Source organism: Streptomyces sp. Edi4 (genome assembly GCF_040253615.1).
Taxonomy (GTDB): domain Bacteria; phylum Actinomycetota; class Actinomycetes; order Streptomycetales; family Streptomycetaceae; genus Streptomyces.
The window spans coordinates 2,070,951-2,094,773 of sequence record NZ_JBEJGY010000004.1; the positions used below are offsets into that span (position 1 = coordinate 2,070,951).

Genomic DNA, 23,823 nt, shown 5'->3' on the forward strand with positions numbered 1-23,823 from the left:
GACGCGGCGGGCGCCGATGACGCACGCGGCGCCGACGGGGTCGCCGGCGCGGCGTGCGCTACATGATCGGGTCGGGCTGGCGCGCCAGGTCGGCGGCGCCGACCAGACCGGCCTTGTTGCCGAGCTGGGCCGCGATGACGTCGGCGACCGGGCGCCAGTTGCCGCCGACCAGCCAGCGCTTGTAGGACTTGCGGATCGGGTCGAGCACCAGCTCGCCCTCGTCCGAGAGCCCGCCGCCCACGATGAACGCGGAGGGGTCGAAGAGCGAGGCCAGATCGGCAAGGCCCGCGCCCGCCCAGCGCGCCAGCTCCCGGTAGGAGTCGACCGCGACCGGGTCGCCCTGACGCGCGGCCATCGAGATGTGCTTGCCCTCGATGCCCTCGGGGGTGCCGTCGCCGAGCCCGAGCAGGAACTCGGCACGCTCGGGGGTGGCGTTGGCGCGCTGCATCGCGTACCGCACAAGGGCGCGGCCCGAGGCGTACTGCTCCCAGCAGCCCTGGCTGCCGCAGCCGCACAGCAGCCCGTCCGGCACCATCCGGATGTGGCCGAACTCGGCGGCCACGCCGAAGTGGCCCCGGCGCAGCTTGTTGCCGATGATGATGCCGCCGCCCAGGCCCGTACCGAGCGTGATGCAGATGACGTTGCGGTGGCCCTTGCCCGCGCCGAAGCGATACTCGCCCCAGGCGGCCGCGTTCGCGTCGTTCTCGACGACGACGGGGAGGCCGACGCGCAGCTCGACCTTCTCCTTGAGCGGTTCCTGGCGCCAGTCGATGTTGGGCGCGAAGTAGACGGTGGATCGCTGGCGGTTGACGTACCCGGCGGCCCCGATGCCCACGCCCACGATCTCGTGTCCGGCGCGCGCTCCCTCGACGGCGGAGGCGATCGCGTCCACGATGGCTTCGGGCGTGCCGGGGGTCGGCACCTTGTGGGTCGAGAGGATGTTGCCCTCCTCGTCGACCACGCCCGCCGCGATCTTCGTGCCGCCGATATCGACACCGATGGTGAGTCCCATGAATCCCTCAGTTCGGTCGAGCCCCGCTAGGGCCAACCGTACCCGAGGCGGGGCGGCTCTCAGCGTGCCGCGTCCGCGTTCGTCCGGGGTGTGAGACCAGCGCCGTCCCCCGGCCGTCTCAGTCGAGGTCGATGTGTTCGGCCGGTCCCGGACCCTCGTCGCGCTTGGCGTCGTCGGCGGCCGTCCAGCGGCGCTCGTGCCGCTCGACGGCGGAGCGGTAGGCCGCGAGCAGTTCGCCGCCGGCCGCGGCGAGGTGGTCGAAGACCTCGGGGTTGCGCTCGATGACGGGCTCGACTGCGGACTTCGCCTGGCTGATCAGCTGCTGCACGGCCCCATGGGCGGCGAGCCCGGAGAGCCCCGCCGGGCCGGCGAAGAGCCCGCCGACCTTGTCGCTCACGGCCTCGAACAGCTTGCGCAGCTCCTCGGCGGCGGACCCCGGCGGGGTGCCGTACTGGGCGCGGCGGCGCTCCTTCTCGGCGGCCAGGTCCTCGGCGCAGGCGTCGGCCCAGGCATCCGCGTCGGGTGCGGGGCGCTCGGTGGCTTCGCTCATGGCGGACTCCAGCGGCTGGTTCCTACGGGCTGTTTCCCTCGACGTTACCCGAACGGGGGTATCGCGTTCAGTGTCCGCGGGCCCGCGGGCCGGGATGTTTCAGTGTCCGCGGGGCCACAGGCCCGGATCGGGCGCGAAGCGGATGTGCAGTACGCCCTCGCGCAGCGCCGCCCCGGCCACCGAGCAGCGGCGCAGCGCGGAGGGCAGCGCGGCGACGCGCCGGAACGGACCGACGGTGAGCAGGAGTTCGTCGCCGCGCCGCACCAGAGAGAGACCGTCCTTGACGGCGCCGGGCAGCGGCAGGCGCCACACCAGTACGCCGTCCTCGGCGAGCCGGTCCTCGACGGTCCACGCCGGGGCCGGCACAGTCGCGCGGTCCGGATCGAGGCCGGGGTCGAGCAGGTCGAGGTCGTCGTCGCCGCGTGGGTCGCGGCCCAGGTGGGCCACCTCGCGCACGGTGGGGAACTCCTCGTTCAGCGCGTCGAGGTGCTTGCGCTGCTGGGCGACGAGCCCGGCGAGCCAGGGATCGGGGGTCTCGGCGGGCAGCAGCCGGTTGGCGATCACCGCGTCGAGGGCGAGGCGCTGCACGGCGAGGCCGAGGCGCGCGGTGCGCAGGGCGTCGGCGGCGGCCGGTCCCGGCTCCACGACGAGCCGTACGACGGTGTCCTCGTCCTCGATCGCGGCCTGCACGGCGGCCAGTTCCAGGTCCCAGCGCGCGGCGGTCTCATACAGCCACTGCGCGGGCATCGGCACCCCGGCGAGCTGGGCGAGGACCGGGCGCAGCGATCGGGCGGCCTGGCGCTCGGGCGGCAGGAGGCGGCGCAGATAACGGCGCAGCTGCTCGGGCAGGGCGAGCGTGGCGAGCGCGCTCACGGTCGGCGGGAGGTCGACGACGAGCAGACCGGGGGCGTCGGCCGCGGCCTCGCGCAGGGCGCTGAGCAGGGCGAGCTGTTCGGCGCCGGGGAGTTCGGTGAGTTCGTCGGCGTCCAGGCGGGAGGCGCCGAGCAGATCGAGCGCGGCGCCCGCACGGTCCTGGAAGGCGAGGAGTTCGGCGCGGAAGTGCGCGGCGGCGTCGATGCGCCGCACGGTGACCCCGGTCGGATCGCCGGGGAGGCGGTCCGAGGTCAGCAGGGTGACCCGGGCGCCCCGGCGGGCGGCGGCGAGCGCGGTCGCCGCCGCGTGGGTGGTGCGGCCCGCGCCGCCGGGGCCGGTGACCAGGACCGTACGCACGTCTACGGCTTCTCGGCTCCGTCGGCGGCGGGGGCGCCCGGGCCGCTTTCGACGCGCTTCTTCAGGCCGGCGAGCGCACGGTCGATGATGACCTTCTCGGCCTTGCGCTTGATCATGCCGAGCATGGGGATCTTGACGTCCACGGTCAGCTGGTAGGTGACCTCGGTGTGGCCGCCGGGGGCGTCGGCGAGCGTGTACGAACCGTCGAGGGTGCGCAGCATCTGGGACTTGACCAGGGTCCAGCTGACCTGGTTGCCGTTCCAGCGGTAGGCGAGGGTGTGGTCGTCCTTGATGGCGCCCGCGTCGAGCAGGAGGCGCACCTTCTCGGCGTGGCCCTCGGCGTCGGTGGCGAGCACTTCGGCCTCCTTCACCTCGCCGGTCCACTCCGGGTAGCGGGCGAAGTCCGCGATCACGCCCATGACGTCGGCGGGGGCCGCCTCGATGGTGATAGACGAGCTGGTGTGTTCCGCCATCGTCGTGGCTCCTCCAGTGCGCGGTCCGGTGGGTCTGGGTCTCCCCCGCCCGGCGGTGCCGGCGGCGGTGGGGAGGTGGGTGCAGGCTATCGCGTACCGGCCGGTGGCCCGTCCAGTGGCCGGTGGGCCGGGAACGGGCGGGGCCGCGCGGGTGGCCGGATCACCACTCCAGGGCGAACGGCCGGGAGGTGGCCGCGAAATGGCCGACGTTCACGCACTCGGTGCGGCCGATCCGCGTCCGGCGGGCCAGCGGCTGGTGGACGTGGCCGAACAGGGAGTAGCGCGGCCGGGTCTTCTTGATCGCGGCCAGCAGCGCGCGCGAGCCGCGCTCGAAGCGGCGGGCGACGGTGTCGTACACGAGCTCGGGGACCTCGGGCGGGATGTGCGAGCAGAGCACGTCGACCTCGCCAAGCGCCTCGACCTTGGCGGCGTACTCCTCGTCGGAGATTTCGAAGGGCGTGCGCATCGGGGTGCGAAGGCCCCCGCCGACGAAGCCGAAGACGCGGCCGCCTATCTCGACGCGCTCGCCGTCGAGGACGGTGGTGCCGGGGCCCGCGTACTGCGGCCACAGGTGAGGCATGTCGACGTTTCCGTAGGTGGCGTACGTCGGGGTGGGGAAGGCGGCGAACAGCTCGGCGTACTGGCGGCGCACCGCGGCCTCGATCGCGGCCTCCCGGTCGAGACCGGCCCACAGGGAACGGCCCAGCTCGCGGGCCTCCTCGAAGCGCCGGGCGGTGCGCAGCGCGACGATCCGGTGGGCGTTCTCGACGCCGAACAGGTCGGGGAAGATGCCGCGCGCGTGGTCGGCGTAGTCGAGGAAGAGAACCAGGTCACCCAGGCAGACCAGGGCGTCGGCCCCCTCGCCCGCCTTGGCCAGGCCCTCGGCGTTCCCGTGCACGTCACTGACCACATGAACTCGCATGGCTGCCACCTTAGGCCGTCGGACCTGCGGTTACTTCCGGGTGGTGAGCGGGGTGGACTACTGTGCGCGAAGCAGTGCCAAAGTTGTGTGACGCACCGAACATCTGGCCGGAACCCCCTATCCGGAACCCACTACCCATGGGTAACGTCCGGGCAGTCCAGTCGTGCTCGGATGATCCGCCCCCACGGAATCCCCCGGGCACCTGCCCGATCTTGGACCGCAGCCGGCGCGTCACACAGAGCCGTGGCGCCGGCGCCCGATGAGGAGCAGCAGTCTTGCGCGAGTTCAGCCTTCCGGCCCTGTACGAGGTCCCTTCGGACGGCAACCTGACGGATCTGATCCGCCGCAATGCCACGCAGCACCCCGATGTCGCGGTGATGGGCCGCAAGATCGCGGGCGCCTGGGCCGATGTCACCGCACGCCAGTTCCTCGCGGAGGTCCGCGCCGTCGCCAAGGGCCTGATCGCCTCCGGCGTCGAGGCCGGCGACCGGGTGGCGCTGCTCTCACGCACCCGCTACGAGTGGGTGCTGATCGACTTCGCCATCTGGAGCGCGGGCGCGGTGACCGTGCCGGTGTACGAGACGAGCTCGCCCGAGCAGATCCAGTGGATCCTCGGTGACTCCGCAGCGACGCTGGCCCTGGTGGAGTCCGAGGCGCACGAGGCGTCCGTGGAGTCCGTGCGGGCCGCTCTGCCCGCCCTCAAGGGCATCTGGCGCATCGAGGCCGACGCCGTGGCCCGGCTCACCGCCGCCGGCGCGGACGTCTCCGACGCCCTGCTCGACCAGCGGATGTCCTCGGCGCACGCCGACGACCCGGCCACCATCGTCTACACCTCGGGCACCACCGGTCGCCCCAAGGGCTGTGTGCTGACCCACCGCGCCTTCTTCGCGGAGTGCGGCAACGTGGTGGAGCGCCTGAAGCCCCTCTTCCGTACCGGCGAGTGTTCGGTCCTCCTCTTCCTGCCGGCGGCCCATGTCTTCGGGCGGCTGGTCGAGGTGGCCTCGGTGATGGCGCCGATCAAGCTCGGCTGCGTCCCCGACATCAAGAACCTCACCGACGAACTCGCCTCGTTCCGGCCGACGTTGATCCTCGGCGTGCCGCGCGTCTTCGAGAAGGTCTACAACTCGGCGCGCGCCAAGGCGCAGGCGGACGGCAAGGGCGCGATCTTCGACAGGGCCGCGAACACGGCGATCGCCTACAGCACCGCGCTCAGCACGCAGGCGGGTCCCTCCGTCGGGCTTCGCATCAAGCACAAGGTGTTCGACAAGCTCGTCTTCAGCAAGCTGCGGGCGGTGCTCGGCGGGCGCGGTGAGTACGCGATCTCCGGGGGCGCGCCGCTCGGCGAGCGCCTTGGCCACTTCTTCCGGGGCATCGGCTTCACGGTCCTTGAGGGCTACGGTCTCACCGAGTCCTGCGCGGCCACCGCGTTCAACCCCTGGGACCGGCCCAAGATCGGCACGGTCGGGCAGCCGCTGCCGGGCTCGGTGGTACGGATCGCGGACGACGGCGAGGTGCTGCTGCACGGCGAGCACCTGTTCCAGGGGTACTGGAACAACGAGGCCGCGACCGCCGAGGCGCTGGCCGACGGCTGGTTCCACACCGGTGACATCGGCACCCTGGACGAGGACGGCTACCTCGCGATCACCGGCCGCAAGAAGGAGATCATCGTGACGGCGGGCGGCAAGAACGTCGCCCCGGCGGTGATCGAGGACCGCATCCGGGCGCACGCGCTGGTCGCCGAGTGCATGGTGGTCGGCGACGGGCGGCCGTTCGTGGGCGCGCTCATCACGCTGGACGAGGAGTTCCTCGGCCGCTGGGCCGAGGAGCACGGCAAGCCGGTGGGGGCGACGGCGCTCTCGCTGCGCGACGACGTGGAGCTCCTCGCGGAGGTGCAGCGGGCGGTGGACGACGGGAACGCGGCGGTCTCCAAGGCGGAGTCGGTACGCAAGTTCCGGATCCTGGGGGCGCAGTTCACGGAGGAGGCGGGGCACATCACGCCGTCGCTGAAGCTGAAGCGGAATGTGGTGGCGAAGGATTTCGCCCCGGAGATCGAAGCGATCTACACGGCCTGACCCTGGCACCGGCGCCGCCGGGTGGCTGGTCTTGAGCGCGGGCCGGCACGGGGTACCCAGGGGCACGGCTTTCCTGTGCGGGCGGACGCCAGGTGCCCAGGGGCGCGGGGAACTGCGCGCTCAGCCCAGCACGGCCCGCAGCCGGGGCTCCCGGGGCTCCGCCCCAGACCCCGTTCGCGCCTGAAGGGCGCTCGTCCTCAATCGCCGGACAGGCTGGGCATGCGCATGCTGGCCCAAGTCGGATGCCCAGGGGCGCGGGGAACTGCGCAAAAGGCGCCCGCGGCCCGCACGCGAACCGGGGCTTCAGGGGCGCGGGGAACTGCGCGAAAGCACGCCCGGCCCGCACGGCCACGCCGCCCCGCACGGGCAGAGGCAACCCCGCGAAAGCACACGCGGCCCGCACGGGCAGAGGCAACCCGCACGCACCCCGCCCCGCCCCGCACGGGCAGACCCCCCCGCTACAGCAACCCCCGCAGCTTCTCCGCCAGGAGGTCCCAGCGCCACCTCTGCTCCACCCACTCCCGCCCCCGCTCCCCCATGCGCCGCCGCAGGGCCGCATCCTGGAGCAGGGTCACGACGCGCTCCGCCACCGGCTCCGGGGTGGCGCCCGGGACCACCCAGCCCGTCTCCCCGTCAAGGACCGCGTCCGGCGCCCCGCCGGAGTCGCCCGCGATCACGGGCAGGCCGGTCGCCGAGGCCTCCAGGTACACGATGCCAAGGCCCTCGACGTCCAGACCCCCGCGCCGCGTCCGGCACGGCATGGCGAAGACGTCACCGGCGCCGTAGTGCGCGGGCAGCTCCGCCCACGGCACCGCCCCGGTGAAGCGGACCGAAGCCGAGACCCCGGTGTCCGCCGCGAGCGCCCGCAGCTGCGACTCGTACGGCCCGCCCCCCACGATGAGCAGCACCGCGTCCGGCACCGCCGCCAGGATCGCCGGCATCGCGCGGATCAGCGTGTCCTGGCCCTTGCGCGGCACCAGGCGCGAGACGCAGACCACGACGGGACGCTCGGCGAGCCCGAGCCGGGCGCGTACGGCGTCGCCGCCCGAGCCGGGGTGGAAGGTCTTCTCGTCGACGCCCGGGGGGAGGTGGACCATGCGGGCCGCTGCCTGCGGGGTCAGCGCGCCGGCGATCCGGGAGCGAGTGTACTCGCCGAGGTAGGTGATCGTGTCCGTACCCTCGCCGATCCGCCTCAACAGCTGCCGCGCGGCGGGCAGTTGGGCCCACCCCGCCTCGTGTCCGTGCGTCGTCGCCACCAGGCGTTCGGCCCCGGCGGCGCGCAGCGCGGGCCCCATGAGGCCGAGCGGCGCGGCCGCCCCGAACCACACCGAGGCGCAGCCGTGTTCGCGCAGCAGGCCGACGGCGCGCCGGGTGACCCGGGGCGTCGGCAGCAGCATCGTGGCGCGGTCCCGTACGACGGTGAACGGCTGCTCGGCGTCGAAGGCCGCGGTCGCCTCGACGCCCTCCCGGCTCCGCTTCCACGTCGAGGCGTAGACGACGATCCGCTCGGGATCCAGCCGCAGCGCCATGTTGTGCAGGAACGCCTGGATCCCGCCGGGGCGCGGCGGGAAGTCATTGGTCACGATCAAGGTCTTGTGCATCGCCGCCGACAGTACCGAACCCGGGGCGCGGAGCCGAAGGGCCGCCCGGGCGGCGGTGGCGCGCAAGCGGACGGCGCGCGGCCGCGCCTGACGGCCGGGCCGCGGGGGCACCCGGCATCATGGCTGGTTCCGGACCCCTCAACCGAGCCTCTTGGACCTTGAACAAGGACGCAAGAAGGACGCAAGGACGACACGGACATCATGAGCATCCCCCGGCGCACCCTCGCGGTGGCGGCCACCTGGGCCGCGACCCGCTATCTCCTGCTGCTCTGCGTCTTCAGAGTGCTGGTCCTGCCCGGCCCCGACGTGACCAGCGACGTCCATGTCATCTACCGGGGCTGGGCGCAGGTGCTCGGCGCGGGAACGTACCCGCTCTCCGATGTGACCTGGCAGTATCCGCCGCTCGCCGCCCTCGCGGTGCTCTCCCCCGAGGCGCTGCCCTTCCTCGGCTACGCCTCGGCGTTCTTCGTGCTCGCCTTCCTCGCGGACGTACTGGTGTTCGGGCTGCTGATGCACGCGGCGGACCGGCCGGGCAAGTCCTTGAACGGCGCGTGGATGTGGACGCTCGGCGTGCCGCTGCTGGGCCCGACGGCGTACGCCCGTTACGACCTGATGGTGACCGCCGTCGCGGTGGCGGCGCTGCTCGCGGGCGTCCGCCGCCCCCGGCTCCTGGGCGCCCTCGCCTCCGTGGGGGCGATGCTCAAGGTGTGGCCCGTGCTGCTCCTGGTGCGCGCCCCGCGCCGCGCCCTGACGAGCGCCGCGCTGAGCGCCGCCGCGCTTCTGGCGGCCTGTGTCGCGGCGGCCCCCGGCGCGCTCGCCTTCCTCACCTTCCAGCGCGAGCGCGGCACGGAGGTCGAGTCGCTGGGCGCGCTGGTCTTCCATGTGGCCCGGCACTTCGGCTGGCGCGGCGAGGTGCGGCTGAACTACGGCTCGGTGGAATTCCTCGGGCCGTACGTGTCGCTGGTCTCCGCGCTGTCGATGGCGCTGAGCGTGCTCGCCCTGGGCTGGCTCGTGCTGTGGCGCGCCAGGGCCCGGGGCCCGTTGGGGGCGAGCACCCTGGCGGACGCGGCGTTCACGGCGGTCCTGCTGTCCACGGCGACCAGCCGCGTCATCAGCCCGCAGTACCTGCTCTGGCTGGTCGGGCTCGCCGCGGTGTGCCTGGTCTTCCGGCGCGGTCCGATGGCCCGGCCCGCGCTGCTGGTCCTGGTCGCGACGGGTGTGACGGTCCTGGAGTTCCCCATCTGGTTCTCCCATGTGGTGGCCAGCGACCGGCTCGGCGTGCTCCTGCTGCTCGTGCGCAACGGGCTTCTGGTGGCCGCGTCCCTGATCGCCTGCCGTCAGCTGTGGCGCTCGACCGTGTCCGCCCGAGAGGCGCTGCCCCCGCGAGCGGCCCGCGCCGCCGCGCCGTCCGCCGTCGGCTGAGCCGGCGTACGGGTACGGCGCGTCAGCCGCGCGAGGGCCGCGCACTGGACGCCCGTGGCCAGCGCCATGGCGAGGCACACCCCGGGCAGGCCGAGCCCCGACAGGCCCTGGGCGAGCGCCAGTTGGAGCGCCACGCCGCACCCGGTGATCCTGGCGAGCGCCGGCCCCGAGCCCCCGCCCTGGAGTACGCCGCCCAGCGCGATGAAGCAGGCGAGCAGCACCAGGTACGGTCCGAGGCAACGCAGATACAGCGTCCCGGCGGCGGCCACCTCGCCCCGCGCGCCGAACGCGGCCATGATCCAGGGCGCGCCGCCCGCCAGAACCAGGGCCCCGGCGATCACCCGGCTCGTGAAGGCCGGCGCCCTCGACCAGCGCACCGGGCCGGGCAGCGGGGCGGCGCCCCGGCGGGTCCTTTCCCTCACCGACGCGGGCCGCGCCGACCTCCTGGCGCGGCTGCGGCACCCGAAGGACGGCGACATCACCGACGGCCAGCGGTTCTTCACCCTGCTGGCCTTCCTGCGCCACCTGCCCGACCCCGCCGAGCAGGCGGCCGTCCTGCGCAGGCGCCAGGCCTTTCTCGCCACCCCGACGAGCTTCTTCTACCGCGAGGGTGAGCCCGTGACGGCCGAAGAGGCCGGCGACCTCTTCCGTCAGGGCATGCTGCGCATCGCGCGCGCCACCTCGGCGGAGGAGAGGGCGTGGCTGACCGAGGCCATCGACCGCCTCACCACCTCCTGACGCCGACGGCGGGCGGCCCGGCGCGGCGCGTGGACGGCCCGCGCGCCGCCTTGGTCAGGAAAGCTGGGCACGGACGTACGCGCGCCACTGGGTCGTGAACTCCCTTGGGGACAGGCCCAGTTGATCGGAGAGAGCCTTTTCCGTCGCGCCCTCCCGCCGGGGCTGGTCGCCCACTTGCGTGTAGAAGCGGGCCAGCGCCTCCTCGCCCCAGCGGGACGCGATCATCCGGCACGCCAGCCAGCCCCCCTCGTACGCCCGCGCCAGCCGGTCCGCGCCGCCGCTGAAGCCGAAGTCGGCGTCGGTGGGCAGGTCGGCGGGGAGGTCGCCGGCCCGGACGGCTCTTTGGAGTTCGGGCGCGGCCTGGGGCGCGGTGCGGCCGGTGCGGCGGTAGCCGACCCAGTCGGCGTACCCCTCCGACAGCCACATCGGGGTGGCGGGCGAGGTGTGCGCGCGGGTGGCGACATGGGTGGTCTCGTGGGTGAGGACGACCTCGCGGCCGAGGTCGCCGAGGACCGCGTACGCCTCCGGATTGACGATCACCCGGTCCGCCGGCGCGGCCCCCGCGCCGCCCGCCTCGCCCGTGGTGACGGCCGCGATGCCCCGGTAGGAGGCGGCGGGCGAACCGAGCAGCGCGCCCATGGCGTCCAGGGAGGAGGGGACCAGGACGACGACCCGGCCGGCCCATGTGCCGGGCCAGGCCTCGGACACCGAGGGCACCGCCGCGTCCTCCGCGGCCGCGATCGACCGCAGCTTCGCGAGATCCTGGCCCACCCCGAGGATCAGGCAGTGGGCGCCGCGTACGACGGTGACCGGGCCCTGTTGCCACAGCGGTTGGGCGGCGCCGTCGGCGGGCCGGTCGCCGGTGACGTACCAGGTGGCGCCGCGCCGGCCGAGGGTCAGGGTGCGCGCGGTGGTCACGGGCGCGGTGTCATAGCCCTGGATCCGGTAGCGCAGGTCCACCGCGGCGGTGGCCGTCGTACCGTGCCGCTGGACGCCGGTGACCTTGTACGTCCACGACGTGAGCGGCAGCTGCGTGAGGTTGGCCAGCTCCGCTCGCTGGGCCGTCCGCAGGGCGCTCGCGCCGGGGTCGACGACGGCGAGGTAACCGTCCGCGTCGTGCTTCAGGACGGCCGTCGCGCGCCGGTCGAGCACCCGCCGCACCGCGCCCGTGGTGGCGTCGGGCGCGTGGCTGGGCGCCGAACACCCCGAAGCGGACAGCAGCACGGCGAGCGCGCACCCCGCCGCCCGCCCGCGTCCTGCTCTTCGTCCGCGCCCGCGTCCCTGACCTGCCACGCCGCCGATCGTACGGTCACACCCGCGTCACCGAGGAGATGGGCATCATCCCGACGGGGTCGTAGCGCACCGGGGCGCCCGGATAGGGAGCGTGCACGACCTGGCCGTTGCCGACGTACATCGCGATGTGGCTGGCGTCGTGCCGGTAGGCGATCAGGTCCCCGGGCTTCGCCTGGGACAGCGGCACCTGACGGCCGGCGTAGCGCTGCTCCTGGGAGGTGCGCGGCAGGCCGACGCCCGCGCGCGCGTACGACCACTGCATCAGGCCCGAACAGTCGAACCCGGAGGGCCCGTTGGCGCCCCAGATGTACGGTCTGCCGACCGCCGAGCGGGCCGCCATGACGGCCGCCGCGGCCCGCGAGGAGACGGGCGCCGAGCCGGAGAGCGGGGGCGCCTCGCCCCGCCCGGAGCGGGAGGAACGGTCGAAGGCGGCACGGTCCGCGGTCGGCAGCGCGTTGAGCATCCGGCGCGCCTGGGCCAGCTTCGACTCCACCGCGCGCTTGTGCCGCGCCACTTCGGTGCGGCTGTGTTCGAGCTCGGCGAGCGTGCGGGACGCCTGCGCGCGCCGCTGTGCCAGCCGGCTCTGTTCCCGCTGGAGCTCGCGCAGCTCGCCGCTCTGGTGCTCACTCAGCCGGTCGAAGGTCAGGGCCCGGTCGAGATAGGTGTCCGGGTCGCAGGACAGGAGCAGCGCGAGCGCGGGGTCGATGCCGCCGGAGCGGTACTGCGCCCCGGCGATCGCGCCGAGCGCGCCCCGCATGCGGTTGATCTTCTCCTGGCCGCGCGCGACGGCGTCCTGCGCGTGCTGGACCTCGACGCGCAGCTTCTCGGCGTGCTCATCGGCCTTGTCGTACTCCTCGGTGGCCTGCTCGGCCTGCGCGAAGAGCCGGTCGACCGCGGCCTGCCCCGTGGGGGCCGGCTCGTGCGGGGCCGCGCTCGCGCCGGGTGCCACGAAGGCGACTGCGGCCGTCGCGGCCGCCGCGGAAAGGACGGTGACGCGGGCGCTCTGGGTCAGGCCCGACTGAGAAGGCCGGCGATGGGACGCCACGGATGCCGCACTCCCTTGCACTGCGTGCGGCCCCTGCCGCCCGGGCGGGCGGCGAGTCACCGGGGAAACCGCACGCCGGACAGTAACCGGGCGGATACCCACGGGCCAACGACCGCCCCGCCCACACACAGTGACGCCCCGCCGGAGAACACAGGTCACCGGCGGGGCGTCGCGTCAGCGATGGGTGCCACGATTCGCCCGTTCGGGCGGTGTCGGGCGCTGACGAAGGCGAAGGCGGGTCAGCCGATGCGCACACCGAACTGGAAGGGCATGTTGTTCATCGACTCGTAGCGCACGACCGCGCCGCTGTGCGGGGCGTGCAGCACCATGTTGTTGCCGGCGTACAGACCGATGTGGTGCAGGTCGCCGAAGAAGAGCACGAGGTCGCCGGGCTTGAGGTCGCCGCGGCCGATCCGGGTGCCCCGGGTGGCCTGCTCCTGCGAGGTGCGCGGCAAATGGACGCCGGCCTGGGCGTACGCGTATCCCGTCAGACCCGAGCAGTCCCAGCTCGCCATGCCGGTCGCGCCATAGAAGTAGGGCTTGCCCAGCTGGGTCTTGGCCGCCTCAAGCGCGGCCGCGCCGACGCCGGAGGCGGGCACGTCCTTGCCGAGGTCGGGGTGCTCGGTGGTGCCGGCGGTGTTGGCGCGCGCGGTGTCGGCGGCGAGCGCCGCCTTCTCCTGCGCGGTCAGCGAGTTGAGCAGCTGCTGCGCGTCGGCGAGCTTGCCCTGGACTTCCTTCTTCTTCGCGTCCAGCACCGCGCGGGTGTCGGCGAGGTCCTTCAGCTTGTCCTGGGCCTCCTTGCGCTCCTGGGTGAGGGTGCGCTGCTTGGCCTGGATCTTCTGAAGGGCCTCGGCCTGCGTGCTGCTCAACTGGTCGAGCGCGGAGGCCTTGTCGAGGAAGTCGTCCGGGTTGGAGGAGAGGAAGAGCGCGAGCGAGGGGTCTATGCCGCCGGAGCGGTACTGCGCCGCCGCCATCGAACCGAGGGTGCCGCGCAGGGCGTTGAGGTCCTGCTGGCCGCGCGCCACCTTGTCCTGCATCTCGTTGACCTGCTTTTCGAGCTGGCCCTGCTTCTCCTTGGCGCCGTTGGCCGCCTCGGTCGCCTGCTCGGCCTCGTCGTAGAGCTTGTCGACCTTGCTCTTGACCTCGTCCTTGGTGGGCTTGGGGTCGGCCTGGGCGGCCTGCGAGGTGAGGGCCACGACCGCGGCGGCGGTGGCACTGAGCACGGTCACACGAGTGCGGCTCGCGGGCTTGGGACGACGGTGGGACCCCACGAAGGCGAGCTCCTTCTTCCTCAGCCGCCGAACGGCGCGAGTCGGCGGGACCTTCATGGACACCCCGAACGAGTGATCAACCGCATGAAGGTACGAGGCCCGACCCTAGTGACCTTCTTGTGATCAGTTCAAATCCTGATGGGGAAAAAGACGGTCACCGAGAGGATTCTTTACTGTCATCCCACGCGCAGTAGTGGGTACTTGACGGAGCGCTCGGCAGCGATCACCCGAATTCGGGCATTGAACCCAGGAGTTGCAGAACGCCTGTTAAGCCTCAGACCCGTGAAAGCCGCTTGAGGAGCAGCAGCGAGGCGACCGGGCGCGCGCCCGCCTTGGCGACGCCGTCCGCGACCTCCTTGTCCGTGGAGACGACCACCACCGGCCGCCCCGACGGCTCGGCCCGCACCAGCTGACGGATCAGCTCGTCGGCGGTCACCCCGGGCTTGGAGAACAGCACCCGCACACCCCTGGGCGGGGCGAGCAGCACCGGAGCCGCCAGCTCCGCGCCGTCGAAGACACAGGTGACCTCGGCGCCCGTCTGGGCGGCGAGCACGGAGAGCCCGCCGAGCAGGCGCAGCCGCTGCTTCTCCAACGGCATCGTCGGATAGCCGGTCTTGGTGACGTTGTACCCGTCCACCAGGAGATGCACCTGGGGCAGCCCGAGCAGCTGGTCCAGGAGGGCCGGGTCGGTCTCGGACAGGGCGCGGGCCGCGATGTCCTTGGGCGACATGGTGCCCGGCGCGACCGCGTCCACGGTGTCGGCGGGGCGTACGGAGGCGGGGGGCAGGGCCAGTTCACGGCGCAGGCCCTGGGCGCCCTCCAGGACGGTGTCCAGGAGCAGCCGCAGCCGCATGTCCTCCACCGAACGGCCCTCTCGCACCGCGCGCCGGCTCGCCTCAAGGCCCGCCTCCGCCTCACCGAGGCGCGTCTTGAGCCGCCGCGTCTCGCTCTCGGCCGCGGCCACCTGGGCGGCCGCCTCGGCCTTCGCCCCGTCGATCTCGGAGACGACCTTGCGCAGGGCGGCCTCGCCACGCTTCACATCGCTCTGGGCGCTGCGGAGTTTGCGCTGGAGCGATTCCGCCTCCTTGCGGGCGGCCAGCAGCTCCGCGCGCAGCGTCTCGTTCTCGGACTTGATCAGGGCGCGTGCCTCGGCGAGCTCTTCGCGCAGCCGCTCCAGCTCGCGCCGGCCCTCCTCCTCGGCCCGTTCGGCGAACGCCCGCTGGGCCTCCTCGCCGGCCGCCGCGACCAGCTTGACCCAGCCCACCGGGCGCAGCACATAGGCGACGGCCGCCACGTCCACCGGGTCGGCGGCGGCGGGCGGCGAGCCGGCCTCGACGGCGCCGGCGAGCTCGGGCTGCGCCTCCTTGAGGCGTTCGCCGATGCGCTGGCGGAACACCGGCTCGCCCTCCAGGGCCGCGGCCATCGCGTTGCCCGCGAACTTGGCGCGCCTGGTCGGCGTGAAACGGGCGTACTGGCGCAGCTGTCCGGGCAGTTCGGCGACGGTCAGGCCGCCGAACGCCTCGGAGACGAAGGCGACGACCCGGCGCCGCACCGCTTCGGGCAGCGGGCGGTCGAGCACCTCGGCGGGGCCGTCATCGGCCGCAGCGGCCGGTTCAGCGCCGCTTGCATGCTCCACAATCCGTCACCCCAACTGTCATACGTGCCGCCCGGACGGCCGCCTCTCAGGAAGCGGTCGCCGAGTCGGCGCCCGGCCGGTCCACGAGTTCGATCTGGTCCACCGCGTTGCACCAGCGGCAGCGGACCGACTCGATGGTCTCACTGACCACCTCGCGTTCCTCCACCTTGGGCTCCCCGGCGAGGTCCAGATGGACGTACTCGATCACTTTCGACGAACGGGTGACATCGAAACGGGTGAGGTTTCCGCAGAGCGTGCAGCGCCACCGGGTTTCGGTGGTCGGCTGGGGAACGGTGGTCATGTGGTGCCGCCCTCTTTTCCACTTCCATGGTCCAGGATCTCGCGGTGCGCCATCGAACTGCGGGAGTACTGCCCGCAACCCTACGGCCTACCCGTCGGCCGCCGACACGGCGAGGCGGTCTGTACCGAAAGCTCCCTTTAGGCCATTCTCTCCCCATGATCAGGTGGCGGGGAGCGGCGATCGTCAGGGGCGCGGTACGGGGCCCGACCGTGACGTACGGGCTGATCGCCGCGTGCTGCCTGCTCTTCGCGCTGAGCCCGGTCTCCGGCCTGAACCCGGGCTACGGCACCGGCGACGCGATCCTGAGCGCCCAGAGCGACTACTTCGCACGCTGGGGCGTCGTACCGGACGAATTGACGGCGGGGCGCCCGCACGCCCTGCTCACGCCCCTCACCGCGCTGTTCGTCCACGGCAGCTGGCTGCACCTGCTGGGCAACATGCTGTTCCTGTACGTGTTCGGCGCGATGGCCGAGGAGCGCGTGGGCCGGATCGAGTTCGCCCTGTTCTACCTCCTGGCGGGCTATCTGGCCCTGCTCGGGTACGCGGTGGCGCACGCGGATTCCGATCAGACGCTGGTGGGGGCGTCCGGGGCGATCTCGGCGGTACTCGGCGCGTTCCTCTACCTCTTCCCCCGGGCCCGGGTGACCAGCGTCTTCCCCTTCCTGCTCTTCCTTCCCCTGCGGTTTCCCGCGTGGATCGTGCTCGTCTTCTGGTTCGCTTTGCAGTGGCTGGCGATCCGGGGCGCGTCGTCCGGGCCCGGGGTCGCCTATCTCGCCCATCTCGTCGGCTTCGGCCTGGGCTTCCTGTACGCGTGGGGCCGTTTCCGGGGGACGGATAGAGTGCAACCCCGAAAGCCCGTGAAGCCCGCGGGTCCGGCCGCCACCGAGGGAGAAAGCCAGCCGTGATCACCGCGATCGTGCTCATCAAGACCAGCGTGGACCGGATTCCCGAGATCGCGGAGTCCATCGCGGCGCTGGACAGCGTCAGCGAGGTGTACTCGGTGACCGGTACGTACGATCTGATCGCGCTGGTCAGGGTGGCCCGCCACGACGACCTCGCGGATGTCATCCCCGGCCGCATCAGCAAGATCCCCGGGGTCGAGGGCACGGATACGCATGTGGCGTTCCGCACGTATTCCCAGCACGATCTGGAGGCGGCGTTCGCGATCGGCCTCGACGCGTAGCCCCTCCGGGGGTCACGCGCCTTCGGTCCGGGCCCACTCCCGCGCAGTTCCCCGCGCCCCTGACGGGGCTGGTGCCGGCCCGCGTGGCTGTCCTGGGGCAGGGCTCGTGCTGGCCCATGCAGGCACCCTCAGCCCGTCATGGGGGTACCCCCTGGCCCTTAAGGCCTTGGGGGAGATTGAGGACGAGCGCGTTCAGCGCGAACGGGGTCTGGGGCGGAGCCCCAGGGAGCTCGGCTGCGGACCGTGGTCGCTCCTCGCGCAGTTCCCCGCGCCCCTGGCGGGGTCCGTGCTGGCCCGCACCGGCAACCACAGCCCGTCATGGGGTCCCCCCTGGCCCTCAAGGCCTTGGGGGAGATTGAGGACGAGGCCGTTCAGGCCGAACGGGGTCTGGGGCGGAGCCCCAGGGGGCCGGGTGGGTCAGGTGGCTGGGACGCAGCGGCCCGCTTCCGTGTGGTACTGCCACGCCGCCCCGTCCCGGACCAACTCCCCCACCGCCCGCACAAACCGCTCCACATGCTCATCCGGCGTCCCCGCGCCGAAGCTGACCCGGATCGCGTTCAGCGAGCGCTCCCCCGGCTCCGCCTCCGGCGCCCCGCACTCCCCCGGGTCCCCCGGCTCGCTGCCGAGCAGCGTCCGCACCAGCGGGTGGGCGCAGAAGAGCCCGTCGCGCACCCCGATCCCGTACTCCGCCGACAGCGCCGCCGCGAAGTGCGAGCTGTTCCAGCCGTCGACCACGAAGGAGATGACGCCGACCCGGGGCGCGTCGTCCCCGAAGAGGGACAGGACCCGCACCTCGGGGACGTCCGCCAGACCCGCGCGGACCTTCGCGATCAGGTGCCGCTCCCGCTCGACCAGCGCGTCGAACCCCGCCTCGGTCAGCGCCTTGCACGCGGAGGCGATGGAGTAGACGCCGATGACATTGGGCGAGCCGGCCTCGTGGCGCGCGGCCGTGGTGTGCCACTCGACGTGCACCCCGCCGTCCTCACGCCGCGCGACCCGCTTGGAGGCGCCGCCGCCCGCCAGGTACGGCTCCGCCTCCTGGAGCCAGTCCGCCCGGCCCGCCAGCACGCCCGAGCCGAACGGCGCGTACAGCTTGTGCCCGGAGAAGGCGACCCAGTCCACGTCCAACTCCCGTACGGAGACGGGGTGATGGGGCGCGAGCTGGGCCGCGTCGAGCACGATGCGCGCCCCGTGCGCGTGCGCGGCGGCGGCGAGCTCCCTGACCGGCCACAGCTCACCGGTGACGTTGGACGCGCCGGTCACGCAGACGAGCGCGGGCCCGTAGGGGTCCCGGTCGGCGAGCGCGCGCTCCAGCGTCTCGACGGCCTGGCGCGGGGTGCGCGGCGCGTCGAGATACGTCACCCGCGCGTCCTGCCAGGGCAGCAGCGAGGCGTGGTGCTCGGTCTCGAAGACGAAGACCTGGCAGCCGGCGGGGAGCGCGCGGGCGAGCAGGTTGAGCGAGTCCGTGGTGGAGCGGGTGAAGACGACCTGGTCGCTGGGGCGGCAGTCAAGGAACTCCGCGACCGTCACGCGGCTGTTCTCGAACAGGTCGGTGGAGAGCTGCGAGAGGTAGCCGGCCCCTCGGTGCACGCTGCCGTAGTAGGGGGCGTACGCGGCGACGTCGTCCCAGACCCGCTGGAGGGCCGGCGCGCTGGCCGCGTAGTCGAGGGCCGCGTAGACGACCTCGCCGCCGGTGACGAGCGGCACGGTGACATCGCGGCCGAGCACCGCGAGCGGCGCCGCGCAGCAGTGCTCGGCGGGCTCGGGGGCCGAGGAGGCGCAGGAGGCGGAAGGCGCGTGGGCGGCGGTGGCGGGGCGTGCGGACATGGCGGTATCTCCCAGCAGGGCAAGGCGAGTTGGCTTCTGGCCCCGGGTACGGCGGCGCGGCCCCGGATGAGAAAGGGGTCGACTGGCGTGCCGTATACGGGTGTTGTCCTCGGACACACGACACGAAGGGGCCGCGCGGAGGAGGGTGGAGAAGGGGCGGATACGCCCTATCGCATTCGCTTGCTCACGAGACTGCTCCCTTGAGGACCAGGACCCCAGGGCTGTGACATCACGCGATGTCCAGGGGTCCGCGCTTGCCGTGGGCCTTGCTGCCCACGACCTGGTCTTCACCCGGGGCACCCCGCCACGGACGGAGGGTTGCCGGACAGCGAGCCGGGGCCTAAATCGCTGTCACTCATGACCTTGGACAGCATCCTGCCACACGTCGCCACGTGCGCAAGGCGCAGTCCGCGATCCGGACTGCGCCTTGGGTCACATCATTGGGTCACGTCTTTGGGTCGCAGCAGCTGCGGCTCAGGCGTTGCTCGCGGCCACCCAGCGCTCCAGCGTGCGCTGCGCCGCCCCGGAGTCGATGGCCTCGGCGGCCCGGGCCATCGCGGCGCCCAACTGCCCGGCGAGCGGGCCTTCGCCCGGCTCGAGGGCGACCAGCGCGGCCGCCGAGTTCAGCAGGACGGCGTCGCGCACCGGGCCCTGTTCGCCGGCCAGGAGCCGGCGGACGATCTCCGCGTTGTGCGAGGGGTCCCCGCCGCGCAGCGCCTCGATCGGGGTGATCGCGATGCCGACGTCGCGCGGGTCGAAGCGCTCCTCGCGCACGGCGCCGTCGCGCACCACCCACACCCGCGAGGTGGCCGTGGTGGTGAGCTCGTCCAGACCGTCGTCCCCGCGGAAGACCAGCGCGCTGGAGCCGCGCTCGGCCAGCACGCCCGCCACGATGGGCGCCATCCTCGGGTCGGCGACGCCGGTGGCCTGGGCGCGTACCTTCGCGGGGTTGGTGAGCGGCCCCAGCACATTGAAGGTGGTGCGGATGCCCAACTCCCTGCGCGCGGCGGCCACATAGCGCAGGGCGGGGTGGAACGTCACCGCGAAGCACATGGTGATGCCGGCCTCCTCCGCCACCTGGGCCACCCGCTTCGGGGACAGTCCGAGATCGACCCCCAGCTTCTCCAGGACGTCGGAGGCGCCGCTGGAGGAGGAGGCCGCACGGTTGCCGTGCTTGACGACCCTGGCGCCGGTCCCGGCGACGACGATCGCCGACATGGTGGAGATGTTGACGGTCTTGGCGCCGTCGCCGCCGGTGCCGACGATGTCGACGCTGGGGCCCGGCACCTCGATCAGATGGGCGTGCTCGTACATGGTGCGTACCAGACCGGTGATCTCGGCGACCGTCTCGCCCTTGGCGCGCAGCGCGACCATGAACCCCGCGATCTGCGCGTTCGTCGCCTCCCCGCTCATGATCTGGTCCATCGCCCAGGCGGTCGCGTCCTCGCTCTGGTCGATGCCGTTCAGGAGCGAGTCGAGTACACCCGGCCAGGAGTGGGCCGCCACGGTGTCGCCTCCGGTGGGGGTAACAGCGCTCATGCTCGCTCCTGGTAATCAGACGGCCGGGATGCCGCCCGTCAGCCTATCGACAGGCGCCGGGCGCCCAGCGCCCGTGCCCGCACTGCGGACGCCGGGAAAAAGACTCCGGCCCGGCCCCCGCGAAGGGGCCGGGCCGGAGCCTCGGTTGTGGCGACCGTCAGGTCAAGCGGAGATCAGTGATGGCCGTGGCCGCTCGTGATCTCCTCGTACTCCTCGGCCGTCGGCTTGGGGATCTGGTTCCCCTCGCCGTAGTAGCCCTTGCTGAGCTTGGCGCGCAGCTTCTGCGCCCGCGAGATCTTGCGCGTGACACCGTTCTCGTCGGTCTCGGGACCGAGGTCGAGCGGCTTGTACTGCTCGTGCGCGGTGAGCTTGTAGCGCGCACCGGCGTCCAGCGGCTCGTGGATCTCGACGAACTCGCCGTGCGGCAGCCGCTTGATGATGCCGGACTCACGTCCGTGCAGCACCTTCTCGGCGTCGCGCCGCTGAAGACCCAGGCAGATCCGCTTGGTGGCGATGAAGGCCAGGACCGGAGCGACGAAGAACGCGATCCGCACGAACCAGGTGATGACGTTGATCGAGAGGTGGAAGTGGGTGGCCCAGAGGTCGTTTCCACCACCGATGAGCAGCACCATGTACCAGGTGATCCACGCGACACCGAACGCGGTACGCGTCGGCGCGTTGCGCGGCCGGTCCGCGATGTGGTGCTCGCGCTTGTCGCCGGTGACCCAGGACTCGATGAACGGGTAGACCGCGATGGCCGCGAGGACCAGCGGGAAGATCACCAGCGGGATGAACACGCCCAGGACGAGCGTGTGGCCCCACAGGTTGATCTCCCAGCCCGGCATCACACGGATGAGGCCTTCGGAGAAGCCCATGTACCAGTCGGGCTGGGCGCCGGTGGAGACCTGGTCGGGCCGGTAGGGGCCGATCGCCCAGATCGGGTTGATCGAGGCGATCGCCGCGACGACCGCGATGACGCCGAAGACCAGGAAGAAGAAGCCGCCGGCCTTCGCCATGTACACCGGGAGCAGCGGCATGCCGACGACGTTCTTGTTCGTACGTCCCGGACCCGCGAACTGGGTGTGCTTGTGGTAGAAGACCAGGATCAGGTGGGCGACCATCAGGCCCAGCATGATGCCCGGCAGCAGCAGGATGTGGACCGAGTAGAACCGGGCCACGAAGTCGCCGCCGGGGAACTCCCCGCCGAACAGGAAGAACGACAGGTACGTGCCGACGACCGGCACGGACAGGATCGCGCCCTCCATGAAGCGGACACCGGTGCCCGACAGCAGGTCGTCCGGGAGCGAGTAACCGGTGAAGCCGGTGAACATGCCGAGGACGAACAGCAGGAAGCCGAAGAGCCAGTTGACCTCGCGCGGCTTGCGGAACGCGCCCGTGAAGAACACGCGCATCATGTGCACGAACATGCCGGCGAGGAAGATCAGCGCCGCCCAGTGGTGGATCTGCCGGATCAGCAGACCACCGCGCACATCGAAGCTGATGTGCATGGTCGAGTTGAACGCCTCGGACATGTGCATGCCCTGGAGCGGCACGTACGAGCCGTCGTAGACGACCTCGTTCATGCTCGGGTGGAAGAACAGCGTCAGATACACACCCGTGAGGATGATGATGATGAAGCTGTACATGCAGATCTCGCCGAGCATGAAGGACCAGTGGTCCGGAAAGATCTTGCGCATGTTGGCCTTGGCCAGGGAGTAGATCCCGAGGCGGCCGTCCGCCCAGTCCGCGATCCGCTCACCGGCGGGCGCTTCGCGCCGTGCGTCTGTCGTGGTGCTCATCCGCGCTCCCAGAAGGCAGGACCGACGGGCTCTTCGAAGTCGCCGAGCGCTTCGAGGTAGCCCTCGTCATTCACGCCGATCCGCAGCTGCGGGAGGGCGTGGCCGGCCGGGCCGAAGATGACGCGGGCGCCGTCGGAGAGGTCGAAAGTGGACTGGTGGCACGGGCAGAGCACGTGGTGCGTCTGCTGCTCGTACAGGGAGATCGGGCAGCCCACGTGGGTGCAGATCTTCGAGTACGCGACGATGCCCTGGTGCGACCATTCGAGCTCGCGCTTGTCCTTGATGTCCTCCGGCTTGATCCGGACGAGCATCAGGGCGGCCTTGGCGATCTGCGTCTGGAAGTCCTCCGCGTCCTCCTCCAGGCCCTCGGGCTTGGCGAAGGTGAGGGAACCGACCAGCAGGTCCTCGGGACGCAGCGGCTCGTTGGTGTTCATGTTGATCAGGGCCTTGCCCTTGGACCACATGGTGTGCCGCAGCTTGTCCTCGGGCAGCGTGCCCAGGTCGCGCAGGAGCATCACACCGGAGAGCGGCACCATGGCAAGCGCGCCGAACATGGTGTTGCGGATCAGCTTGCGCCGTCCGAAGCCGGACTCGGCCGCGCCCTGCTTGAAGTCGGCCAGGACCTGCGCCTTGACCTCCGGCGGTGCCGCGATCTCGTGCCGCTCGGCCGGCATCTCGACGTCCGACATCAGGGTGCGTGCCCAGTGGACCGCGCCCGCGCCGATGCAGAACAGCGCCACGCCGAGGGTCAGACCCAGGGCGAAGTTGAGGATGCTGACATGCCCGAACGGGAAGATGAAGACGATCTTGTCGACCGGGAAGATCACGTACGAGGCGATGAAGCCGACCGTAGCGATCATGGACAGGAGGAACAGGAACGCGACCACGCGCTCCGAGCGCTTGGCCGCCCGCTCGTCGATGTCCTGGACGCGCGGCTTGTGGGCCGGAAGTCCCGGGTCGGCGAAGGGGTCGCCCGCGGTCGCTACCGCGCCGTGCGCGGTGGCCTGCGCTTCAGGCAGGCTCTCGGAATTCTCTTGGCTACTCATGACTTCTTGGCCTTAGCGGTGTGGGCCGCGACCCAGATGGCTACTGCGATGAGGGCACCCAGACCGAAGATCCAGCCGAACAGACCCTCGCTGACCGGGCCGAGCCCGCCGAGCTTGAGACCACCGGGGCTGGCGGACTTGTCGCTGTTCACGGCGTGCAGGTACGCGATGATGTCCTGCTTCTGCTTCTGCGGCATCGTCGTGTCCGGGAAGGACGGCATGTTCTGCGGGCCGGTCTGCATGGCCTCGTAGATGTGCTTGGGGTCCACGTCCTCCAGGCTGGGGGCGAACTTGCCGTTCGTCAGGGCACCGCCCTCACCCGTGAAGTTGTGGCACTGGGCGCAGTTGGTGCGGAACAGCTCGCCACCCTTGGCGATGTCCGCACCGCTCGGGTTGTACTGCGAGTTGGTCGGCACGCTCGGTCCTGCGCCCAGCGAGGCCACGTACGCGGCGAGCTGGTCGATCTCGGACTGCGAGTAGATGACCTTCTTCTTCGGCACCTGCGCGCCGGGCTGCTGCGCCGGCATGCGGCCGGTGCCGACCTGGAAGTCCACGGCGGCGGCGCCGACGCCGACCAGGGAGGGGCCGTCAGAGGTTCCCTGACCGCCGGTCCCGTGGCAGCTGGCGCAGCCGACGGAGTAGAGCTTCTTGCCCTCGTCGATGGCGAGGGACTGGGCGGTTTCGTCAGCCTGAGCCTTGCCCGCGGGCGCGAACGCGGCGTACAGCCCCCCGGTGGCCGCCAGCGCGAGGAGTAGGACGACGACCGCCGCCAGCGGATGGCGTCGTCGTGCGGAGAGCTTTTTCACGGATTACCCCGGTGTCAGGATCTTCTGCGTCGATGGCGGATGTGGTGCGGACCTACG

Annotated in this window: 21 protein-coding genes, 1 pseudogene and 1 riboswitch; of the genes and pseudogenes, 5 read left to right on the forward strand and 17 right to left on the reverse strand. The window is 72.0% G+C overall.

What is annotated here, in order from left to right; translation table 11 throughout:
- Window positions 1-58: 58 nt before the first annotated feature.
- The 5 genes from ABR738_RS11415 to ABR738_RS11435 all read right to left on the reverse strand — a co-directional run bounded on the left by ABR738_RS11415 (window position 59) and on the right by ABR738_RS11435 (window position 4,187).
- A complete protein-coding gene (locus ABR738_RS11415) occupies window positions 59-1,012 on the reverse strand; it encodes an ROK family glucokinase (protein ID WP_350229858.1) in 954 nt (317 codons plus the stop codon).
- Between the two features lie 118 nt (window positions 1,013-1,130).
- Window positions 1,131-1,562: a DUF5304 family protein gene (locus tag ABR738_RS11420; protein WP_350229859.1), complete on the reverse strand. Its 432-nt coding sequence runs from the start codon at window positions 1,560-1,562 to the stop codon at window positions 1,131-1,133.
- Window positions 1,563-1,661: 99 nt separating this feature from the next.
- Window positions 1,662-2,792, reverse strand: coding sequence for an ArsA family ATPase (locus ABR738_RS11425; RefSeq protein ID WP_350229860.1), 1,131 nt, complete (start codon window positions 2,790-2,792; stop codon window positions 1,662-1,664).
- Window positions 2,793-2,794: 2 nt separating this feature from the next.
- Window positions 2,795-3,265 carry an SRPBCC family protein gene (locus ABR738_RS11430; protein ID WP_350229861.1) on the reverse strand — a complete coding sequence of 157 codons (471 nt, stop codon included), beginning with the start codon at window positions 3,263-3,265 and terminating at the stop codon, window positions 2,795-2,797.
- Between the two features lie 160 nt (window positions 3,266-3,425).
- Window positions 3,426-4,187 carry a metallophosphoesterase family protein gene (locus ABR738_RS11435; RefSeq protein WP_350229862.1) on the reverse strand — a complete coding sequence of 254 codons (762 nt, stop codon included), beginning with the start codon at window positions 4,185-4,187 and terminating at the stop codon, window positions 3,426-3,428.
- Window positions 4,188-4,462: 275 nt separating this feature from the next.
- On the opposite strand from ABR738_RS11435, the gene ABR738_RS11440 reads away from it, so the two are divergent.
- Window positions 4,463-6,259, forward strand: coding sequence for an AMP-dependent synthetase/ligase (locus tag ABR738_RS11440; RefSeq protein ID WP_350229863.1), 1,797 nt, complete (start codon window positions 4,463-4,465; stop codon window positions 6,257-6,259).
- A 458-nt stretch (window positions 6,260-6,717) separates the two neighbouring features.
- Here the strand turns inward: ABR738_RS11440 and ABR738_RS11445 are convergent, their stop codons facing one another.
- On the reverse strand, window positions 6,718-7,860 hold the full coding sequence (locus ABR738_RS11445) for a glycosyltransferase family 4 protein (protein ID WP_350229864.1): 1,143 nt from the start codon (window positions 7,858-7,860) through the stop codon (window positions 6,718-6,720).
- Window positions 7,861-8,061: 201 nt separating this feature from the next.
- Here ABR738_RS11445 and ABR738_RS11450 point away from each other — a divergent pair, with 201 nt between their 5' ends.
- Window positions 8,062-9,282, forward strand: a complete 1,221-nt coding sequence (locus tag ABR738_RS11450) for a glycosyltransferase 87 family protein (protein ID WP_350229865.1) — start codon at window positions 8,062-8,064, stop codon at window positions 9,280-9,282.
- On the opposite strand, the gene ABR738_RS11455 is transcribed toward ABR738_RS11450, so the two are convergent.
- Entirely contained in the window at window positions 9,198-9,623 is a 426-nt protein-coding gene (locus tag ABR738_RS11455; RefSeq protein ID WP_502964264.1) for an MATE family efflux transporter, read from the reverse strand. The two genes, ABR738_RS11450 and ABR738_RS11455, sit on opposite strands and share 85 nt — an antisense overlap.
- Here ABR738_RS11455 and ABR738_RS11460 point away from each other — a divergent pair.
- A pseudogene (locus tag ABR738_RS11460) lies at window positions 9,613-10,020 on the forward strand (PadR family transcriptional regulator); the annotation flags it as partial. The gene ABR738_RS11455 and the pseudogene ABR738_RS11460 sit on opposite strands and share 11 nt — an antisense overlap.
- A 54-nt stretch (window positions 10,021-10,074) precedes the next feature.
- Here ABR738_RS11460 and ABR738_RS11465 read toward each other — a convergent pair.
- The 5 genes from ABR738_RS11465 to ABR738_RS11485 all read right to left on the reverse strand — a co-directional run bounded on the left by ABR738_RS11465 (window position 10,075) and on the right by ABR738_RS11485 (window position 15,566).
- A complete protein-coding gene (locus ABR738_RS11465; protein ID WP_350229866.1) occupies window positions 10,075-11,313 on the reverse strand; it encodes a hypothetical protein in 1,239 nt (412 codons plus the stop codon).
- 16 nt (window positions 11,314-11,329) lie between these two features.
- Entirely contained in the window at window positions 11,330-12,358 is a 1,029-nt protein-coding gene (locus tag ABR738_RS11470; RefSeq protein WP_350229867.1) for a C40 family peptidase, read from the reverse strand.
- A gap of 239 nt (window positions 12,359-12,597) precedes the next feature.
- The gene (locus ABR738_RS11475) at window positions 12,598-13,629 is read right to left on the reverse strand and encodes a C40 family peptidase (protein WP_350229868.1); all 1,032 of its coding nucleotides are present in this window, start codon (window positions 13,627-13,629) and stop codon (window positions 12,598-12,600) included.
- A 274-nt stretch (window positions 13,630-13,903) separates the two neighbouring features.
- A complete protein-coding gene (locus tag ABR738_RS11480; protein WP_502964068.1) occupies window positions 13,904-15,265 on the reverse strand; it encodes an NYN domain-containing protein in 1,362 nt (453 codons plus the stop codon).
- Window positions 15,266-15,311: 46 nt separating this feature from the next.
- Window positions 15,312-15,566: a hypothetical protein gene (locus ABR738_RS11485; protein ID WP_267053635.1), complete on the reverse strand. Its 255-nt coding sequence runs from the start codon at window positions 15,564-15,566 to the stop codon at window positions 15,312-15,314.
- 155 nt (window positions 15,567-15,721) lie between these two features.
- Here ABR738_RS11485 and ABR738_RS11490 point away from each other — a divergent pair, with 155 nt between their 5' ends.
- Together ABR738_RS11490 and ABR738_RS11495 are read left to right on the forward strand one after the other, a co-directional pair.
- On the forward strand, window positions 15,722-16,471 hold the full coding sequence (locus ABR738_RS11490; protein WP_350229869.1) for a rhomboid family intramembrane serine protease: 750 nt from the start codon (window positions 15,722-15,724) through the stop codon (window positions 16,469-16,471).
- Window positions 16,468-16,749 (forward strand): Lrp/AsnC family transcriptional regulator, encoded by a 282-nt coding sequence (locus ABR738_RS11495; protein WP_350229870.1) that lies wholly within the window; start codon window positions 16,468-16,470, stop codon window positions 16,747-16,749. The genes ABR738_RS11490 and ABR738_RS11495 overlap by 4 nt, the downstream gene beginning before the upstream one ends.
- Before the next feature lie 417 nt (window positions 16,750-17,166).
- Here ABR738_RS11495 and ABR738_RS11500 read toward each other — a convergent pair whose 3' ends face one another.
- The 5 genes from ABR738_RS11500 to qcrC all read right to left on the reverse strand — a co-directional run bounded on the left by ABR738_RS11500 (window position 17,167) and on the right by qcrC (window position 23,766).
- Window positions 17,167-18,576: an aminotransferase class V-fold PLP-dependent enzyme gene (locus ABR738_RS11500; RefSeq protein WP_350229871.1), complete on the reverse strand. Its 1,410-nt coding sequence runs from the start codon at window positions 18,574-18,576 to the stop codon at window positions 17,167-17,169.
- A gap of 245 nt (window positions 18,577-18,821) precedes the next feature.
- A riboswitch (SAM riboswitch) is annotated at window positions 18,822-18,939 on the reverse strand.
- 111 nt (window positions 18,940-19,050) lie between these two features.
- Window positions 19,051-20,115, reverse strand: coding sequence for an anthranilate phosphoribosyltransferase (gene trpD / locus ABR738_RS11505; RefSeq protein ID WP_350229872.1), 1,065 nt, complete (start codon window positions 20,113-20,115; stop codon window positions 19,051-19,053).
- Window positions 20,116-20,288: 173 nt separating this feature from the next.
- Window positions 20,289-21,914: a cytochrome bc1 complex cytochrome b subunit gene (gene qcrB, locus ABR738_RS11510; protein WP_350229873.1), complete on the reverse strand. Its 1,626-nt coding sequence runs from the start codon at window positions 21,912-21,914 to the stop codon at window positions 20,289-20,291.
- The gene (gene qcrA / locus ABR738_RS11515; protein WP_350229874.1) at window positions 21,911-22,960 is read right to left on the reverse strand and encodes a cytochrome bc1 complex Rieske iron-sulfur subunit; all 1,050 of its coding nucleotides are present in this window, start codon (window positions 22,958-22,960) and stop codon (window positions 21,911-21,913) included. Before qcrA ends, qcrB begins: the two co-directional genes overlap by 4 nt.
- A complete protein-coding gene (gene qcrC / locus ABR738_RS11520) occupies window positions 22,957-23,766 on the reverse strand; it encodes a cytochrome bc1 complex diheme cytochrome c subunit (RefSeq protein WP_350229875.1) in 810 nt (269 codons plus the stop codon). Before qcrC ends, qcrA begins: the two co-directional genes overlap by 4 nt.
- Window positions 23,767-23,823: the final 57 nt, after the last annotated feature.

Bases quoted from the DNA above. Each gene is read 5' to 3' on its own strand.
- ABR738_RS11490 (WP_350229869.1), top strand. From the start codon at position 15,722: ATGATCAGGTGGCGGGGAGCGGCGATCGTCAGGGGCGCGGTACGGGGC.
- trpD (WP_350229872.1), bottom strand. From the start codon at position 20,115: ATGAGCGCTGTTACCCCCACCGGAGGCGACACCGTGGCGGCCCACTCC.
- ABR738_RS11415 (WP_350229858.1), bottom strand. From the start codon at position 1,012: ATGGGACTCACCATCGGTGTCGATATCGGCGGCACGAAGATCGCGGCG.
- ABR738_RS11435 (WP_350229862.1), bottom strand. From the start codon at position 4,187: ATGCGAGTTCATGTGGTCAGTGACGTGCACGGGAACGCCGAGGGCCTG.
- ABR738_RS11430 (WP_350229861.1), bottom strand. From the start codon at position 3,265: ATGGCGGAACACACCAGCTCGTCTATCACCATCGAGGCGGCCCCCGCC.
- qcrA (WP_350229874.1), bottom strand. From the start codon at position 22,960: ATGAGTAGCCAAGAGAATTCCGAGAGCCTGCCTGAAGCGCAGGCCACC.
- ABR738_RS11485 (WP_267053635.1), bottom strand. From the start codon at position 15,566: ATGACCACCGTTCCCCAGCCGACCACCGAAACCCGGTGGCGCTGCACG.
- ABR738_RS11445 (WP_350229864.1), bottom strand. From the start codon at position 7,860: ATGCACAAGACCTTGATCGTGACCAATGACTTCCCGCCGCGCCCCGGC.
- ABR738_RS11500 (WP_350229871.1), bottom strand. From the start codon at position 18,576: ATGTCCGCACGCCCCGCCACCGCCGCCCACGCGCCTTCCGCCTCCTGC.
- ABR738_RS11450 (WP_350229865.1), top strand. From the start codon at position 8,062: ATGAGCATCCCCCGGCGCACCCTCGCGGTGGCGGCCACCTGGGCCGCG.
- ABR738_RS11420 (WP_350229859.1), bottom strand. From the start codon at position 1,562: ATGAGCGAAGCCACCGAGCGCCCCGCACCCGACGCGGATGCCTGGGCC.
- qcrB (WP_350229873.1), bottom strand. From the start codon at position 21,914: ATGAGCACCACGACAGACGCACGGCGCGAAGCGCCCGCCGGTGAGCGG.